15 protein-coding genes and 1 pseudogene are annotated in these 16,133 nt (G+C 65.4%); 10 read left to right on the top strand and 6 right to left on the bottom strand.

The window, feature by feature from the left end:
- A pseudogene (locus OLX02_RS19150) lies at positions 1-222 on the bottom strand (hypothetical protein); the annotation flags it as partial.
- 140 nt (positions 223-362) lie between these two features.
- Between OLX02_RS19150 and OLX02_RS19145 the strand changes: the two are divergent.
- Genes OLX02_RS19145 through OLX02_RS19120 form a run of 6 tightly spaced genes read left to right on the top strand, consistent with a single transcriptional unit; the run spans position 363 to position 8,043 of the window.
- Positions 363-1,910, top strand: coding sequence for a hypothetical protein (locus OLX02_RS19145; protein ID WP_264425446.1), 1,548 nt, complete (start codon positions 363-365; stop codon positions 1,908-1,910).
- The gene (gene accB / locus OLX02_RS19140; protein ID WP_264425445.1) at positions 1,907-2,425 is read left to right on the top strand and encodes an acetyl-CoA carboxylase biotin carboxyl carrier protein; all 519 of its coding nucleotides are present in this window, start codon (positions 1,907-1,909) and stop codon (positions 2,423-2,425) included. The genes OLX02_RS19145 and accB overlap by 4 nt, the downstream gene beginning before the upstream one ends.
- A gap of 4 nt (positions 2,426-2,429) precedes the next feature.
- Positions 2,430-3,797 (top strand): acetyl/propionyl/methylcrotonyl-CoA carboxylase subunit alpha, encoded by a 1,368-nt coding sequence (locus OLX02_RS19135; protein WP_264425444.1) that lies wholly within the window; start codon positions 2,430-2,432, stop codon positions 3,795-3,797.
- A 7-nt stretch (positions 3,798-3,804) separates the two neighbouring features.
- On the top strand, positions 3,805-5,262 hold the full coding sequence (locus tag OLX02_RS19130) for a pyruvate carboxylase (RefSeq protein WP_264425442.1): 1,458 nt from the start codon (positions 3,805-3,807) through the stop codon (positions 5,260-5,262).
- 4 nt (positions 5,263-5,266) lie between these two features.
- The gene (locus OLX02_RS19125) at positions 5,267-6,817 is read left to right on the top strand and encodes a class I adenylate-forming enzyme family protein (protein ID WP_264425440.1); all 1,551 of its coding nucleotides are present in this window, start codon (positions 5,267-5,269) and stop codon (positions 6,815-6,817) included.
- Between the two features lie 2 nt (positions 6,818-6,819).
- Positions 6,820-8,043 carry a thiolase family protein gene (locus tag OLX02_RS19120; protein WP_264425439.1) on the top strand — a complete coding sequence of 408 codons (1,224 nt, stop codon included), beginning with the start codon at positions 6,820-6,822 and terminating at the stop codon, positions 8,041-8,043.
- 78 nt (positions 8,044-8,121) lie between these two features.
- Here the strand turns inward: OLX02_RS19120 and surE are convergent, their stop codons facing one another.
- The gene (surE, locus tag OLX02_RS19115; RefSeq protein WP_264425438.1) at positions 8,122-8,892 is read right to left on the bottom strand and encodes a 5'/3'-nucleotidase SurE; all 771 of its coding nucleotides are present in this window, start codon (positions 8,890-8,892) and stop codon (positions 8,122-8,124) included.
- A gap of 139 nt (positions 8,893-9,031) precedes the next feature.
- Here surE and OLX02_RS19110 point away from each other — a divergent pair, with 139 nt between their 5' ends.
- The 4 genes from OLX02_RS19110 to OLX02_RS19095 are packed head-to-tail and all read left to right on the top strand — an operon-like array spanning position 9,032 to position 12,522.
- On the top strand, positions 9,032-9,793 hold the full coding sequence (locus tag OLX02_RS19110; RefSeq protein ID WP_264425436.1) for a PEP-utilizing enzyme: 762 nt from the start codon (positions 9,032-9,034) through the stop codon (positions 9,791-9,793).
- Positions 9,790-10,404 (top strand): hypothetical protein, encoded by a 615-nt coding sequence (locus OLX02_RS19105; RefSeq protein WP_264425435.1) that lies wholly within the window; start codon positions 9,790-9,792, stop codon positions 10,402-10,404. The genes OLX02_RS19110 and OLX02_RS19105 overlap by 4 nt, the downstream gene beginning before the upstream one ends.
- A 2-nt stretch (positions 10,405-10,406) precedes the next feature.
- Positions 10,407-12,125 (top strand): pyruvate, phosphate dikinase, encoded by a 1,719-nt coding sequence (locus OLX02_RS19100; RefSeq protein ID WP_264425434.1) that lies wholly within the window; start codon positions 10,407-10,409, stop codon positions 12,123-12,125.
- Positions 12,126-12,129: 4 nt separating this feature from the next.
- On the top strand, positions 12,130-12,522 hold the full coding sequence (locus OLX02_RS19095; RefSeq protein ID WP_264425432.1) for a hypothetical protein: 393 nt from the start codon (positions 12,130-12,132) through the stop codon (positions 12,520-12,522).
- A 99-nt stretch (positions 12,523-12,621) separates the two neighbouring features.
- On the opposite strand, the gene OLX02_RS19090 is transcribed toward OLX02_RS19095, so the two are convergent.
- The 4 genes from OLX02_RS19090 to OLX02_RS19075 all read right to left on the bottom strand — a co-directional run bounded on the left by OLX02_RS19090 (position 12,622) and on the right by OLX02_RS19075 (position 15,973).
- Positions 12,622-13,608 carry a phosphotransferase family protein gene (locus OLX02_RS19090; RefSeq protein ID WP_264425430.1) on the bottom strand — a complete coding sequence of 329 codons (987 nt, stop codon included), beginning with the start codon at positions 13,606-13,608 and terminating at the stop codon, positions 12,622-12,624.
- A 4-nt stretch (positions 13,609-13,612) separates the two neighbouring features.
- Positions 13,613-14,821: a hypothetical protein gene (locus tag OLX02_RS19085; protein ID WP_264425429.1), complete on the bottom strand. Its 1,209-nt coding sequence runs from the start codon at positions 14,819-14,821 to the stop codon at positions 13,613-13,615.
- A 29-nt stretch (positions 14,822-14,850) separates the two neighbouring features.
- Positions 14,851-15,162, bottom strand: a complete 312-nt coding sequence (locus tag OLX02_RS19080; protein ID WP_264425428.1) for a hypothetical protein — start codon at positions 15,160-15,162, stop codon at positions 14,851-14,853.
- Positions 15,163-15,241: 79 nt separating this feature from the next.
- On the bottom strand, positions 15,242-15,973 hold the full coding sequence (locus OLX02_RS19075) for a GntR family transcriptional regulator (RefSeq protein ID WP_264425425.1): 732 nt from the start codon (positions 15,971-15,973) through the stop codon (positions 15,242-15,244).
- Positions 15,974-16,133 lie beyond the last annotated feature (160 nt).

Raw genomic sequence — 16,133 nt, 5'->3', positions numbered from 1 at the left:
CGTGCACAGCTGCACTTCGCCCGCGCGGTGATGCGCGCGGTGCACTTCGGCGGCGCGGAACACGAGTTCGGGGAACGGAAGGTCGAACAGCGCGGCGATCTCCTCGCGCGTCCAGTCATTGCGAGCTGCTGATTCGCTCCGGTTTGCCAGCGCCGCTGACGGATTCCCGCCAAGGGTTGCATAGGCCGACTGCCGCGCGTCGATGGCTTGATTTACCTGCATTTGCGCGCACTCCCTTGCACTTCCGTCAAATGCCCTTGTGACAGGGAATCCGGATCTCGCGCAATCAAAATCGTCGGACGATATTGACAGATGAGAACCGGTTGCGCCACAAGGGTTGCAACACAAGAAGGATGGGGATGATGCCCGATTACGTTCGGCTTCTAGAGGCCAACAACGCGATCCAATCGATCGGCGACGATACCTACTGGCTCTGCGTCACCCGCACGGTGCAGGAATCCAAGCTGTTCCCCGTGCCCTCGTATATGCTGCTCTCGTACCTTTGCGCGTTCTACCGCTATCCGGAGCTGCTCCGGAAGGTGGAGGCCCGCATGAAGGCCGAGGAGCTGGGCGATCGCTCGCGCGCCATGGGCGGCAAGCTTGGCAACCTCGTCGGCTGGGCGTTCCCCACGTTCTACCTGCTGGGGCGCGAGATGCTGATCAACTTCGGCATGCTGAGCGCCGAGGATGCGGCCGAGGACGTGGCCTACATCACGGACTTCTGGCGCCGCTTCAAGCTGGCCCAGCAGCGTGAGGACGGCCACCTCAACGCCCGCGAATTCGGCCAGCGCGTGCAGCTCCTGCCCGAGCGCCGCGTCCAGCGCTTCCACGCCGAACTTCAGCGCTGCGCCCCGGGCGACCGCCTGAACAACGCCGCGCAGGCCTTCCTCGCCACGATCTCGCAATACGGCTTTCTCGTCTCGTGCGAGAGCCGTTGCGCGCTCAACAACTCCGGCCCCTACAAGGTGGGCGAGGATCGCGAGATGATCATTCGCGACTTCTCCGATCTGGCCGAGGGCGATTACCCCTGGCTCGACGGCGTGGCGGGTGACATCCCGTTCAGCAACCTGACGGTGACGATGGAGGCCACCGGCTGCCACTTCTACCTGATGGACGATTGGGGCAGCTTCGAATCCCGCCCCGAATTTACCTCGGAAAAGCTTACCGGCGTGGGGCTTTACACCTCCGACGCGCTGTCCGACGGCTTCATCCCCGTTGGCATGGGGAGCGCCGAGGAACTCGCCGCAACGTTCGAGGACCTCACCGAGCGCATCCGCGCCGCCACCGTCGCGCTGTGGAAGCGCATGGCAGGGTGGTCGCGTGACGAGATGATGGACGCGGGCTGCCTCGTCTATTTCTCGATGGCCAAGGAATTCGCGCACCTCGCCGGCGTTTATGAACACGACGACTGGATGGCCATCGACCCGCGCGCCAACCGCTTCCGTTCGCTGTTCAACGACGAGTTCGGGCGCGATTTCCTGGGTGAGATGGTGGGCCTGACCTCGCTGCCCAGCCAGCAGCTCAATCCCTATGTGATGATGCAGCACAACAACAAGCCGGCGCGCTACATCACGCAGGTTCCCTATTCGGTGCTCGAACGCAAGGATGCCGCGCCCACGCTCGGCCCGATCCCCAAGGGCACCAGCGCATTCCCGCACAAGCAGGACATCTACACCACCACCGCCGGGCGCCTGCCGCTGGCCGAATTCAACGCCCGCGCCGCCGCGTTCCGCCCGGCGCAGATGAGCGAGGAATTCCGCTTCGTGTGCGACACCACGGCCAAGTTCCACCCCGATGATGAACGGGTGCAGCAGCTCTATCGGCTCGAACAGGCGGGCACTCCGCTTGAGGGCAAGGGCACGGGCCTCACCCAGGCCGACATCGAACGTATCAGGAGTGCACGTGCATGAGCAGCGCAGGCGTGAAAGGGGGCGATCCCCTCAAGGACCTCGAACGGCTGGTCGAGGATTTCCGCCAGTCGGGCTTGCGTGAACTGCACGCGCGCGCCGGCGATCTGGAAATCTACCTGTCGCAGGACCCTAATGCCATCGGCCTTGATGGTCCGAAGGTGAGTGTTTCCACCGCTGCGCAGCCGGCGCAGGTCCATCCTGCTGCGGCGCCCACCGCCGCCCCGGCAGCGCCCGCTGCCGCTCCGAAGGCCGCTGGCGCCGCCGTTCCCGAAGGCGCCAGCGTGGTCGTCGCGCCCTATCTTGGCACATTCTACCGCGCCCCCAAGCCTGGTGCGCCCGCCTATGTCGAGATCGGCGCGGCAGTGACGGCCGAAACCGAGCTGTGCCTTGTGGAAGTGATGAAGCTGTTCACCGCCGTTCGTGCCGGGGTTTCGGGTACCGTGGTGGCGATCCTGGCGGGCGATGGCGATCTGGTGCAGGCCGGCCAGCCGCTCTTTGCCGTGAAGGCGGGCTGAACCGATGGCCATCTCGCGCCTGTTCATCGCCAATCGCGGGGAAATCGCCCTGCGCGTGCTGCGCGCCGCGCAGGCGGAGAACCTTGAAACCGTGATCGGCGTTTCCGATGCCGACCGCGACAGCGCCGCCGCCCGCCTTGCCGATCGCAAGCTGGTGATCGGACCCGGTCCCGCCGCGAAAAGCTATCTCGACGCGAAGCTGGTGGTTCAGGCCGCCAAGGCCAGCGGCTGCGATGCGCTCCATCCCGGTTATGGCTTCCTGTCCGAACGGGCCGAACTCGCCCGGCTGTGCGATGCCCACGGCATCACTTTCGTCGGCCCTGAAGGCGACATGATCGAGGCGCTGGGCGACAAGCTGCGCGCACGGGAAATGGCCGCCGCCGCAGGGGTGCCGCTCGTGCCCGGCAGCGGCGAGATCGCCTCGGCCGCCGATGCGCGCCGCATCGCGGATTCCATCGGCTACCCTGTGCTGCTGAAGGCGGCGGCAGGTGGTGGCGGGCGCGGCATGGTGATCGTGCGCGATGCCGGCGAAGTCGAGGCCGGCTTCCACAAGGCCAGCGCCGAAGCGCAGGCCGCGTTCAACGACGGCACCCTGTTCATGGAGCGCTTCGTGCCCGAAGCCCGCCATGTCGAAGTCCAGCTTGTCGGTGACGGCAAGGGGCAGGTGATCCACTTCGGCGAACGCGATTGCTCGGTGCAGCGCCGGTACCAGAAGGTGATCGAGGAAGCGCCCTGCGTGGCCATGCCCGATGCCTTGCGTGCCCAGTTGCATGGCGCTGCGGTAAACCTCGCCAAGAGCGTGAACTACCGCAACGCCGGCACCGCCGAATTCCTCTACGACGTGCTGCGGGGCGAAATCTATTTCATCGAGGTCAACGCCCGCATCCAGGTGGAACACCCCGTCAGCGAAATGGTCACTGGCCGCGATCTGGTGCGCGAACAATTGCGCATCGCCGGCGGGCAGGGGCTTTCGGTGACGCAGGAAGACGTGGTCCTGTCAGGCCACGCCATCGAATGCCGCATCAATGCCGAAGACCCGACGCGCGATTTCGTGCCCGTGCCCGGCACCGTCACGCGTTGGCGCCCGCCCGAGGGAGAAGGCATACGCCTCGATTCCCACATCAGCGAAGGCGCCACCATCCCGCCGTTCTACGACAGCATGATCGGCAAGCTGATCGTCCACGCCGAAACGCGCGACAAGGCGATCGACCGCCTTACCGCCGCGCTCGACAGCTTCGAGGTGGAAGGCGTGCCCACCACCATCGCGCTTCATCGCCAGATCCTGCGCGAAGAAGCGTTCCGCAACAACACGATCCACACGCGCTGGCTGGAACAGGACATGTTCGCTCCCCAGCGCATGGCGGCGGAGTAAGCCCCCCATGGCCCATATCAATTTTCTCGACGAAACCCTGCGCGATGGCCAGCAGAGCCTGTGGGGGATGCGCATGCAGGCCGGCATGGCGCTGCCGGTTACGCCGATCATCGACCAGACCGGCTACAACACCATCAGCCTTGCCGGCTCGTCGCTGTTCGAAGTGCTGATCCGCCACTGCCAGGAAGATCCCTGGGCCGGGCTGGACATGCTGGTGAAGTCCATGCCCAACACGCCCTTGCGTGCGGGCTGCCGCTCCAACGGTTCGGTCACGTTCGGGCACACGCCCGATGCGCTGATGGACATCTGGGTGGACCGGCTCTGCGTCCACGGCTTGCGCAGCTTCTGGCTCTATGACGTGCTGTTCAACATCGAACAGATGCACCGGCTGGCCAAGGTGGCGAAGCGTTATGACTGCCAGGTGGCGGGCACGATGCTGTTCACGCTCTCACCCGTGCACGACGATGCGTTCTGGGCGGACAAGGCGGACAAGCTTTCCGCGCTGCCCGAAGTCGACAGCCTGCTGCTGTACGACACCGGCGGCGTCCTCGACCGCGACCGGATCAAGACGCTGATCCCCGCGATCAAGGCGAAGGCGCGCGGCAAGCCGATCGAGCTGCATTCGAACAACATGCTCGCCCAGTCGGCCAAGGCCTATTGCGACGCGGTGGAGTTCGGCGTCACCGTGCTGCACACCGCCGCGCGTTCGATGGCCAATGGCCCGTCGATCCCTTCGATCGACATTATGGTCAAGAACATGGAAGCGCTGGGCCACACCCACAACATCGACACCTCGAAGCTCAAGGTGGTGTCCGACCATTTCCGCAGCGTGGCCAAGGCGGCGGGCTACCTCCATGACCAGCACTACGAATACGACGTGACCTCTCTGACCACGCAGATTCCGGGCGGCATGATGGGCACGCTGCGCAACCAGCTGATCCAGCAGAACATGCTCGACAAGCTGCCCGAGGTGCTTGAGGAAGTGGCGTTGGTACGCCGCGAACTGGGCTATCCCGGCATGGCCACGCCCTTCGCGCAGCTGGTCGGCACCGTTGCGGTGCTCAACATCGTCACCGGCAAGCGCTATTCGGCGGTGCCGGACGAGGTGATCCAGTACGCCGCCGGTTATTATGGCCAGCCGCCCGCGCCGATCGACGCCGAAGCGATGGACCGGATCATGTCTGCGCCGCGTGCCAGGGAAATCATCGCCACGCCCCCCGAACAGCCTGATCGCGCCGAACTGCATCGCCGGCACGGCACCAACGGCGACGACGACGAACTGCTGCTGCGCGCGCTGGTCCCGGCTGCCGACATTGAACGGATGCGCGCCGCCGGTCCCGTCCGGCAGGACTTCCCCACGCTGTCGTCGAGCGAACTCGATCAGGTGGCAAAGCTGATGCAGGTGGCGACCTTGCCGGTCGTGCAGATCCGGTCGAGCGAACTCGAACTGTCGATGCGGCGCTGATCATATGCGTATGATCGACTTCTTCGACCGGGGCGCGCGCATGGCGCAGAACCGGCCCTGCATGATCGAAGGCAGCACGGTCAGCACTTATGCGCAGGTCAAGGCGCGCAGCGATGCGATCGCGCGCGGGCTGATCGCCGATGGCTTCCCGGCGGGGGGCCACGGCGCCGTGCTCAGCGGCAACAGCGCCCGCGCGTTCGAGGCGATCCTGGGCATCCTGCGCGCCGATGGCGTGTGGGTCATGGCCAACAACCGCGCTGCGGTGGCGGAAAACGCCTACCTGCTGGACCTGCTCGATGTGGATACGCTGTTCGTCCATTCCGAGGTGGCGGACCGCATCGCCACCTTCCGGCAGGAATGCCCCAACATCCGCCGCTATGTCGCGCTCGACAAGCCGCTGGCCGAAGCTGACGTGTTCCTTGGCGATCTGGAAGTGGCGGGCGACGAGCCCGTGCCCCAGCGCCGCCAAGGCCATCCTGACGAACTCGGTTTCCTTGCCAACACCGGCGGAACCACGGGGCGGTCGAAGGGCGTCATGCTGTCAAACGGCAACTGGCAGGCGCTCGTCTCCAGCCTCGTCGCCTCGATGCCGATGAAGGCCCCGCCGGTAAACCTCGTGGCCGCGCCGATGACCCATGCCGCCGGCCCGCTGGCGCTCGCCAGCATGGCGTTGGGTGGCTCGGTGGTGATCCTGCCCAAGTTCGACGCGGGCGACGTCATCGACGCGATCGAGCGCGAACGCGTGACCTACATGTTCCTGCCTCCCACGGCGATCTACATGCTGCTCGCCCACCCGCGCGTGCGCGATGCCGATCTCTCCAGCCTCGAATACATCTCCTATGCCGGCGCGCCGATGTCGCTCGACCGCTTGAAGGAGGCGATCGAAGTGCTCGGCCCGGTGATGAACGCCAGCTTCGGGCAGACCGAGGCGCCGATGTGCGTCACCGCCATGCCGCCGCACGAACACCTCAATGCAGCGGGCGAACTCGCCCATCCCGGAAGCTGCGGCCGCGCCAACCTGCTTTCCATCGTCGAGATCATGGACGATGACGGCAAGATCCTTGGCCCCGGCGAACGCGGCGAAATCGTGGTGCGCGGTCCGCTGGTGATGAAGGGATACTACAAGAACCCCGTTGCGACGGCCGAAGTCTCGACGTTCGGCTGGCACCACACCGGCGACGTCGGCGTGCGCGATGAAGACGGCTGGTTCTATGTGGTGGACCGCAAGAAGGACATGATCATTTCGGGCGGCTTCAACGTCTATCCGGCGGAAGTCGAACAGGTGCTGATGGCCTGGCCAGAAGTGCAGGACTGCGCGGTGATCGGCGTTCCGGACGAAAAGTGGGGCGAAGCCGTGGTCGCGGTGGTCGAACCGCGCGCTGGTTGCACGGTCGATGTCGATGCGCTGCTGGCCGCCGCGCGCGAAAAGCTGGGCGCGGTGAAGACACCCAAGGCGGTGGAGGTCATGGCCAGCCTGCCGCGCTCCAACGCCGGCAAGGTGCTCCGCGCGGAACTGCGCAAGGCGCGCTGGCAACAGGCAGGACGGACGATCTGACGATGCGTGACGTGGTGATCCTTGGCGTCGGCATGACGCCCTTTGGCCGGCATCTCGACAAGAGCCACGAACAGCTCACGCAAATGGCCGTTCGCGCCGCGCTGGCCGATGCCGGGGTGGAGGGCAGCCAGATCGACATGGCGGTCTATGCCAACGTGATCCAGGGCTTTTTCGCGGGCGAAATGTCGATCCCAGGCGAATATGCGCTGCGCCCGCTGGGCATCAGCGGCGCGCGCAGTTTCCATGTGGAGCAGGCCTGCGCCAGTTCCACCGTCGGCCTGCATCTCGCCATCGACTACGTGAAGGCCGGCCTTGCCGAAATCGCCCTCGTGGTCGGGGTGGAGAAGCTTTACAGCGATGACCGGGCCAAGCGGTTCGCGGTGTTCCAGCAGCCGCGCGATCTGGTGGAGGCGCGCGATTTCATCGGCAAGACTGCACACCTGTTGCAGCCGGTTCCCGAAGGCAAACAAAGCGAAAGTCCCAACGTCCTGATGGAAGCCTATGCCGCGCAGGCCCGCCTGCACATGGCAACCTATGGCACCACGCAGGCCCAGATCGCGGCCGTTGCCGCCAAGGATCACACCCATTCGCAGTGGAACCCGCTGTCGCAATATCGCGAGGCGATGAGCGTCGAGCAGATCCTTGCCGCGCCGCAGGTCGCCTGGCCGCTGACCAATCCGATGTGCGCCCCGATCAGCGACGGTGCATCGGCCGCAATCGTCTGTTCGGCGGAAATGGCGAAGCGTTTCAGCGGTTTGCCCATTCGCGTGCTGGCGGCGGAAAACCGCAGCGGAACCGACCGCGCGCCCGATGACTACGCGAAGCACGTCACGCGCCGCGTCTCGGCCATCGCCTATGAAAAGGCCGGTCTCGGCCCGCGGGACATGCACCTGGCCGAAGTCCACGACGCCAGCTCCATCGGCGAAATCATCCAGACCGAAGCGCTGGGCCTCGTCGGTCCGGGCGAAGCCGGACCAGCAGCCGAACGCGGCGAAACCGCGCTGGGCGGACGGATTCCGGTGAACACCTCGGGTGGACTGGTGTCCAAGGGGCACCCGCTGGCGGCGACCGGGATCGGGCAGATTCACGAACTGGTCACGCAGCTGCGCGGGGGTGCCGGCGGGCGTCAGGTGGAAGGCGCGAAAGTCGCCATCGCGGAGAACTCGGGCGGGTTCTACGGGGTGGAAGACGGCATGTCCGCCGTCACCATTCTTGCCCGTTCCTGATCCCCGGCAACCCGGTCCAGATCGGCTTGGGTCGATCCAGACCGGGTTTAGGTGGCTTTAGGTGGCTTTAGGCCGCTTTCAGCCGAACAGCTTTTCCAGCGCTGGAATCGCGGGCCGGCAGGTCATGTCGAGCTGCATCGGGGTGATCGAGACTTCCTTGTCGAGCATCGCTTGCAGGTCGTTGCCCGGCGCGTGCCCGCCTTCGGGAAGCATGATCTTGATCCAGTAATACGGGAAGTGGCGCACGTCGACGCGGCGTTCCGGGATGAACGCGCCCGGCGGACGCTGGCCTTGTGTGGTCACGCGCATGCCAGTCACTTCATCGGCCGGGCAGCCGGGGAAGTTGACGTTGACGAACAGGCCCGGCGTCCATTCCAGCTTCAGCAGCTTTTCAATCACTTCGCCGGCATATTTTTCGGCCGTGTCCCACTGGACCGGGGCGGGCGGCCGGAAATACTGGCTGAGCGCGATCGCCGGAATACCCAGCAGCGCGCCTTCCATCGCGGCGGCCGCGGTGCCGGAATAGGTGATGTCTTCGGCAAGGTTGGGCCCGCGGTTGATCCCCGAAATCAGGATGTCGGGCTTCTTGCCCTCGATCAGTTCATAGATCCCGAGCAGGGCGCAATCGGTGGGCGTACCCTTGATCGCAAAGTGGCGCTCATCGCGCTGGCGCACGCGGATCGGCAAGGTGGTGGCCAGCGAATGGCCAGCGCCCGAGCGCTCCTCGTCGGGCGCAACGACCCAGACATCGTCGGTGAAGGTGCGGACGATCTTTTCCAGCATGACGAGGCCGGGGCCGTCGATCCCGTCGTCGTTCACCAGCAGGACGCGGGGATTGGCTTTGAGCATTTGCGTTCCCTCCCAAGGGGCAAGGTTGTGATGCGCCCGAGGTATGCGACCTGTTTAAACGCGTCAAGATCGTCGGACGATTTCATCCAATCTTCTTGACACCCTCGCCGGCATCGGCAATCTGTGCGGAAGAGGATGCATGGGAGGTTACGTGGTCTCCGAGAAACTGCCGATAGACGATGTCCTGTACGCCGCACCGCCAGCGACCCCGCTGGTGGAGGCCGTGCTGGACCTGGTGCGTGAGAAAGTGCGCAAGCGCTTTGCCGAATCGGGTCAGGATTGGGAATCGTTCGTCTTTTCAGGGTCCGACGCGGTGACAGCGGCGGATATCGAGAACGTCGAGCGCACGATTCTGGCGAGCGGCTACCGCTTCGACTGGTCGTCGCGCGCGTCTGTTGCCGAACGGCCTGATGCCTACAAGCCTGCCGACGGCGCGGCCGAAAGTGGGGAGGGCTTTGCCCATCCCGACGCACCGACTGGTGAGCCGGACGGCGACGGAAAGGCCTTGCGCGGCGTGGGCGACAACGTGGTGCGTTATCCCGCCGACGTGACCGGAACCGCGCTTTACGTGCGGTCGAACGAACGCGTGATGGAGCTGCTTTCGGGCGGCGTTCCCGCAGGTTCGATCGCGATCATCGACGATTCGGGCGGCACACTGACCGCGCCGATCATCGACCAGTTTGCCGGCGTGATCTGCGCGGGCGGCTCGATCCGCTCGCACCTCGGCATCCTGACGCGCGAATACAACATTCCGTGCCTGATGAACGCCAAGGTGACGGGCATTCGCGAGGGCGACCGCATCGTGCTGGAAGCCACCGCGCAGGCCAAGACCACCGAGGATTACCAGCAGGGCACCGAGCGCGTTGGCCGCGTCTGGCTGATCGAGGAGGCCGCACGATGAGCGTTACCATGCCAGAGCGCGATCTTGTGCTCCATGCCACCGCGATCAAGCGCCACGCGCCGGCGGCCGCCATTGCGCACCTTGCCGGCGTGCCCGAAGCGAGCGCGAAGGCCGTGCTGGAACAGGCCGTGGCCGGCGGCCGGGCGGTGGAGGCGAAGGACGCCTATGCGCTGACGCCGCTGGCAGGGGTTGCGCTGCAGGCGCGTTATGCCCGGCACTTTGCACCGCTGCGTGCGGACGAAGGATTCGTGGCGGCCTATGAAGGCTTCGAGCGGATCAATCGCACGCTCAAGCAGATCATCACCGACTGGCAGACGCTGGACGTGGGCGGCGCGAAAGTGGCCAACGATCACAGCGACAAGGCGCACGACGAGGCGGTGATCGACCGCCTGGGGGGGCTTCACGAACAGGCCGAGGGCATCCTCAATCGCCTGTCGGCCAAGCTGCCGCGCCTGAAGTATTATGCCGACAAGCTGCTGGCGGCGCTGGAAGCATCCGAGGATGGCGACCACGAATGGGTCAGCGATATCCGGCGCGACAGCTATCACACCGTGTGGTTCGAACTGCACGAAGAACTGCTGCGGATCATGGGCCGCGAGCGCGAGGAATAACGATGAACCGCTGGATTTTGCCCCTCGACGGGGCCTCGCTGCCCGACCGCAAGCTGATCGGCGGCAAGGCCTGGTCCGTGGCGCGTATGGCTGCGCTGGGCCTGCATGTGCCGCCCGCCTTCGTCATCACCACCGAAGCCTGTCTTGCCTATCTGGCCGAAGGCGCGTTTCCGGTGGGGCTGGAGGATGAGATTGCTGCCGGGCTGGCTTGGCTTGAAACGCAGAACGGGCGCAGCTTTGGCAAGGGCGACAAGCGCCTGTTGCTGTCGGTGCGATCGGGCGCTGCGATTTCGATGCCGGGCATGATGGACACGGTGCTGAACCTTGGCATCGATGACGAGGGCGAAGCGTCGCTCGCCAGCGAAACCGGCCTTCCCGGCTTTGCCCGCGATACGCACCGCCGCTTCATCGAGCTTTACAGCGCCATTGTGCTCAAGACGCCGGTGGAACTGCACCACGATGGCGATCCGGCCGCGTGGCGCGGCGAAGTTGCCAAAGCTGGCGGTGATGTGCCGGACGACGTTCGGGCGCAGCTGCTCGGTGCGGTGCAGGCGGTGTTCGACAGCTGGAACACGCGGCGCGCCAAGCGCTATCGCGAGCACAACAACATTCCGCACGATCTGGGCACGGCGGTGACCGTGCAGGCGATGGTGTTCGGCAACCTCGATGACCTGAGCGGTACGGGCGTGCTGTTCAGTCGCAACCCACTGGTCGGCGATCCCGTGCCTTATGGCGAGTACCTGCCGCGCGCACAGGGCGAGGACGTGGTTTCGGGCAAGTTCACGCCGCTTTCGCTGGAGGCCATGCACGACCATGTGCCCGAAGCGCACGCCGCGCTGCTGGCGGCATCCGCTCTCCTGGAAGCCGAGAACGGCGACGTGCAGGACATCGAGTTTACCGTGCAGACGGGCAAGCTCTACCTGCTGCAATCGCGTTCGGCCAAGCGTGCGCCCGCTGCCGCGGTGCGCATCGCGGTCGATATGGTCAACGAAGGGCGGATCGATGCCGCCACCGCGCTTTCGCGGGTGAGCGCGGAACAAGTTTCCACACTGCTGCTGCCGCATCTGGCGGCGGGGGCCAGCGAGGGTGCGCAACTGCTGGCTTCCGGCGAGGGCGCTTGCCCCGGCGTGGCCACGGGCATCCTGGTGGGCGATTCCGACGAAGCCGAGCGCCGCGCGGCGGCCGGCGAGGCCGTGGTGCTGGTGCGCGCGACGACCAGCCCCGACGATGTGCACGGCATGATCGCCGCGCGCGCGGTGGTGACCGAGCAGGGCGGATCGACTTCGCACGCGGCGGTGGTCAGCCGGGCGCTGGGCCGTCCGTGCGTGGTGGGCGTGGGCGCTGGCGCGCTGGCGCTGGCGGGCCAGCTCGTCACCGTGGATGGCGCCACGGGCAAGGTCTATGCCGGCGCGTTGCCGACCGAGGCTCCGCGTGAAGCGGAAGACCCGCGTCTTTCCCGTCTGATCGACTGGGCGCGCGAGCGCAGCCCGATCGCCGTGCTGCACCCCGGTGCGGGCGGCGAGGCGGACGCGGTCGACGTGGACCTGCTGCTGGCCGAAGGCTCTGCCGACGATCTGGCGGGGGCGCTTTCGGGCAAGTCGGCCGCGCGCGGATCGGCGCTGGCCAATGTCGACATCGCCCGCGCTGTGCGCAAGGCCGGGGTGACGACAATGATTACCGAGCCGGTTCTGCCGGCGCTTCTGGTCGCGCTGGAGGGTTGAACCGATGGACACGGCAATTCAGGATATCCGCGCGCTGCTGTGGCAGTTTCGCAAGGCGGGGCTGAAGGACTTCTATTGGCGCAAGCATGGCCTGCGGCTGTTCCTGGCGCGGCCCGATGGTGGTGCGAACCCGATGCTGGCGGCGGACGTGGTGATCGCGCCTGCCGCTGTCGCGGAGCCGGCCGTGGGTGTTTCTGCGCCGCATCTGGGGCTGTTCGAGCCGTGCTGCGCGGTGGGCGAGACGATGGCGCCGGGCGCGATCGTGGCGCGCATCGACGTGCTGGGGCGCAAGACCGACGTGGTTGCGCGCGATGGTGGCCGCGTGGTGTCGCTGGGCTTTGCGGCGAATGATCTCGTGGAATTCGGCGATTGCCTGCTTGAGCTGACAGCGGCCTGAGCGGTTTCTGTCCATCACCCCGCGAAGGGTGATCGGAGCAATAAGAAAGGGGGGCGGACCTTGGTGGTCCGCCCCCCTTTTTGTTGGTCGTCGGTCGGCTCAGCCGGCGGCCTGCGCGCGCTTGTCAAGCAAAGTGACGTAGGCGGGGAGCACCGCCCCGAAGGCCTGGAAGCGTGGATCGGCAATGCGGCCGCTGTTGAACAGGTGCGCGCCGACAGAGATGATCGCCGAGATCTTGGCCTGTCCCAGCACAACGTAGCGGTCAACGTCCACGGCGGTGCGGCCGGTGCGCTTTTCCCATTCGTCGGTCATGCGCTGCGGCGACCACCAGCCGGGCAGTTCGAACCCGGCATTGGCCAGCGCCGCATCGCCCTGATCGTGGAACAGCTGGATGTAGCCGAGATCGAGCAGCGGTTCGGAGATCTGCGCCATTTCCCAATCGAGCAGGCCGGTGAGCTTGCCGTCCTGCCACAGGCAGTTGCCGTGCTTGGGATCGCCATGCACCGGCGTTGGCGCGCCCGACGTGCGCGGCGGGGACTTCACCAGGTTTTCAAGGATCGCGATGAGCCGCGGATCGGCCTGTGATCCTTGCGACACGGTGAGCCAGTGCTGCGCCTCTTCCTGCACAGTGCGGCCGCCCGGGGGCATGGCCGAAACCGGCATGGCGTGGAGCGCGGCCAGCGCATCGAACCACTGGGTGCAGACGCTGTTCGCCCCGTCCACCGGATCGACGGCCAGCCAATCGGGGACGGCGTATTCGAACGCCTCGCCCGGGATGCAGCCCATCAGGAAGAACTGGTCGCCCAGCACGTCCGCATCGGTGCACAATTCCAGGATCGGGGGCAGGGGCACGCCCGGTGCGGCGCCTGCCACGGCGGTCAGCACCTCGTGCTGGCGGACCATGTCGTAAGGCGGCAGCAGGCCTTCCTCCGATGGCGGCATGCGCAGTATTTCGTTGATCCCTTCGACGAGATAGGTCTCGTTCGAATGGCCGGCGGACAGGGTGCGAACGCCGGTAATGCGTTCGCCCCGGTCCTTGAGCCAGCCGCGAAGCCCTTCGGCAAGGGCGTTGGTGTCGCGAGCCATGGCGTCAGATCAGCGTGTTTTCGGCGGTGAGGCCGAGTTCGGGATGGGCGCCGTGCATCATGGTTTCCATGATGCCATAGCCAGTGGCGTCGCCTTCGCGCACCTTGATCGGGCAATCGCGCACCTGGCGGATGCGCTTCAAGGTTTCGCGGTCGAGCGTGTTGGGAAAGTATTCGCCTTCCGTCAGGAACTCGCCGTGCCAAGACCCGTGCTTGCGCCCGTCGAAGCCGAGGTAAAGTCCGGGGCCGAGGTGGACACCGGCGGGGCCTGCGACCTCGACCTCGATGGTGCGGGTATCGCCCTGCTGCATGTCGAAGTGCAGCCTGCCGCCGAGCAGGCGCCGGGTGACATCGTCATAGCGCAGTTCGGGGCGGACGCGGCTGATCTTTTCCTGCGTGCCGTCGGGCAGGTTGCGATAGCCAGAGGAGTAGAACACGCGGCCCTGCTTGGCCATGTGATAGATGTGGTAGGCCACCTTCTCGCCATTGGGCGAGATGACCATGAACGGGCTCCAGATCAGGATGAATTCGCCTTCGCCGAAGCGGGCGGCGCCGAAATCTGCGGTGGGGCGGATGTCGGTGGCATTGGCGCCCACGTCGAGCCGGGTGCCCCACGAATGGTCGCGGTATTCGGTCCATTCCTCGGGGCGGATCTCGATGCGTTCGCCTTCCAGTTCGACCCAGCCGGAGGGCACGCCGATCTGGTGGTAGCGGACCACGTCGGAACCGATGCGGAAGCCGTCCTTTTCGCGCTGCTTGTGCCGGTCTTCGAAGAAGGGCGGCATTTCGGCGGTGAAGGTGATGTCATAGGCGATGGGCTGGATGTCGTTCTTCGCCAACGCGTAGCGGACTTTGCGCAGCGGCTCGATGATCTCGTAGGTCAGCGGGCCGACTTCGGTGACGAGCGGGTCGTCGCGCAGTTCGCGGTTGGCGCGCACGGTCCACTGCTCTGCCCCGCGCGAAACGGCACCCCAGGCATCAAGCACGCCGCGATTGTGATAGCGGCCAAGGCCGAAATCGATGCCCATGGTGCCGTCCTTTCGGACGATGGCGGTCCAGATCTTTTCGGTCCAGCTGTGTTCGGAAGTACTGACCGAGGCGAAAGTATCGACGATCTGGTGGTTGAGGAATTCATCGAGCGCGGTGATCATGCCGATGTCTTCCATCGCATTGCGCACGTACCTGGGCGAATCGTTGCGCAGGACATTCTCCATTTTCAGGCTCCCATTTTTTATTTGCGTGCTCAGATGGCCGTGCAGCACGTTTGCAGCACCGGCGTGACTTTGGTGTGGTTCGGAATGTCGCCAAACAGCGCATCGCCGCACTCGACGACGGCGGCGTCGAATGCGTTGCGCGTGGGACAGGGTATCTCGGAATTGGCGCGGAAAGGGCGCGCTGCGCCATCGATCGCGGCGACGCCGATGGAGGCGGAGAGCCCCGGCCGGCCGCGGCGTTCAAGCAACTCGTGTGCGAGCGGGGCAGGCCGATTGATATGATAAGCCGCCCGGAACCGGCTGTTGGCCGTGTTCGGGCAGATCGCCGCGATCAGAATCATGCCACCGCCTTTCGGTTTTTACTCCCGGTCAGGGTGGTAAAAGCGTCCGACGATTTCGTCTAGTAAAATTGCATGAAAATCAGGGGGCGACGTCGTGGAAGGCCTCGCCCGGAAGTTCTTCGATTGTTTGGCGCGTGCCTGCGAAGTGGCGCTGCACCGCCCGCACGGCAGCGGCGGGGTTGCGATCGGTGATCGCCTTGGCGATCTTGCTGTAGCCCGATGCATGGCGGTTGCGCTGGCGGTCTGACTGGATGGGCTCGATCTGGGCGCGGAACAGATCGGTGCGGGTCAGAGGCATGGCGCGCTCCAGTTCCTGGTTGCCGCCGATTTCGACGATCACCGAATAGAACTGGCGGCGACGTTCAAGATAGAGGCCGCGGTTCTTGGCGCGGTTGGCATCTTCGATTTCGGCCGCGATTTGGAGAACCTGGCGGACCTGTTCGGGGGTTTGGCAATGTTCGGCGGCAAGGCGCGCGGCCAGCGAGCAAAGCGGTTCCAGCGTCTGCAGCAGGTCGAGAATGGCCTTGCGGTCGAGCGAGGCGATGTAGGCACCGCGAAACCGATTGAGCGTGACGATGCCTTCGGCGGCCAGGTGCTTCAAGGCTTCGCGCAGCGAGCCGCGGCTGATGCCGAGGCGTCGGGTCAGGTCGGGCTCCACGAGATGTTGGCCGGGCACAAATGTTCCGCTGCGAATGCCGCGAATGATTGTGTCGGACACCTTGTCCGCCGCGCTGCCGGATGATTCGCTTGCGCCTTCGGGGGTTGGTTCGAGCGCCACCTCAATGTCCTTGGTCGGTATTTTCGTGGCCATTCCAAGCCTTTCACGCGTCCTGCCTAGCGCTATTCCTAGCTATTCTTTGGTGACGCGTCCACGCCGCGCGCAAAATTATCCGGCACTTCCATATCACGAAATCGTCGAACGATATTGACAGATGGAATTGGCCGATAGATATCGATCAGGTTGAATGCGG

The sequence above is a fragment of the Novosphingobium sp. KCTC 2891 genome (genome assembly GCF_025938155.1).
Classification (GTDB): Bacteria; Pseudomonadota; Alphaproteobacteria; order Sphingomonadales; family Sphingomonadaceae; genus Novosphingobium.
This window is presented reverse-complemented; position numbering and strand designations above follow the sequence as displayed.

What these genes read in the sequence shown, in the direction of transcription:
- OLX02_RS19145 (WP_264425446.1), top strand. Translation starts at nt 363, where the DNA reads ATGCCCGATTACGTTCGGCTTCTAGAGGCCAACAACGCGATCCAATCG.
- accB (WP_264425445.1), top strand. Translation starts at nt 1,907, where the DNA reads ATGAGCAGCGCAGGCGTGAAAGGGGGCGATCCCCTCAAGGACCTCGAA.
- OLX02_RS19135 (WP_264425444.1), top strand. Translation starts at nt 2,430, where the DNA reads ATGGCCATCTCGCGCCTGTTCATCGCCAATCGCGGGGAAATCGCCCTG.
- OLX02_RS19130 (WP_264425442.1), top strand. Translation starts at nt 3,805, where the DNA reads ATGGCCCATATCAATTTTCTCGACGAAACCCTGCGCGATGGCCAGCAG.
- OLX02_RS19125 (WP_264425440.1), top strand. Translation starts at nt 5,267, where the DNA reads ATGCGTATGATCGACTTCTTCGACCGGGGCGCGCGCATGGCGCAGAAC.
- OLX02_RS19120 (WP_264425439.1), top strand. Translation starts at nt 6,820, where the DNA reads ATGCGTGACGTGGTGATCCTTGGCGTCGGCATGACGCCCTTTGGCCGG.
- surE (WP_264425438.1), bottom strand. Translation starts at nt 8,892, where the DNA reads ATGCTCAAAGCCAATCCCCGCGTCCTGCTGGTGAACGACGACGGGATC.
- OLX02_RS19110 (WP_264425436.1), top strand. Translation starts at nt 9,032, where the DNA reads ATGGGAGGTTACGTGGTCTCCGAGAAACTGCCGATAGACGATGTCCTG.
- OLX02_RS19105 (WP_264425435.1), top strand. Translation starts at nt 9,790, where the DNA reads ATGAGCGTTACCATGCCAGAGCGCGATCTTGTGCTCCATGCCACCGCG.
- OLX02_RS19100 (WP_264425434.1), top strand. Translation starts at nt 10,407, where the DNA reads ATGAACCGCTGGATTTTGCCCCTCGACGGGGCCTCGCTGCCCGACCGC.
- OLX02_RS19095 (WP_264425432.1), top strand. Translation starts at nt 12,130, where the DNA reads ATGGACACGGCAATTCAGGATATCCGCGCGCTGCTGTGGCAGTTTCGC.
- OLX02_RS19090 (WP_264425430.1), bottom strand. Translation starts at nt 13,608, where the DNA reads ATGGCTCGCGACACCAACGCCCTTGCCGAAGGGCTTCGCGGCTGGCTC.
- OLX02_RS19085 (WP_264425429.1), bottom strand. Translation starts at nt 14,821, where the DNA reads ATGGAGAATGTCCTGCGCAACGATTCGCCCAGGTACGTGCGCAATGCG.
- OLX02_RS19080 (WP_264425428.1), bottom strand. Translation starts at nt 15,162, where the DNA reads ATGATTCTGATCGCGGCGATCTGCCCGAACACGGCCAACAGCCGGTTC.
- OLX02_RS19075 (WP_264425425.1), bottom strand. Translation starts at nt 15,973, where the DNA reads ATGGCCACGAAAATACCGACCAAGGACATTGAGGTGGCGCTCGAACCA.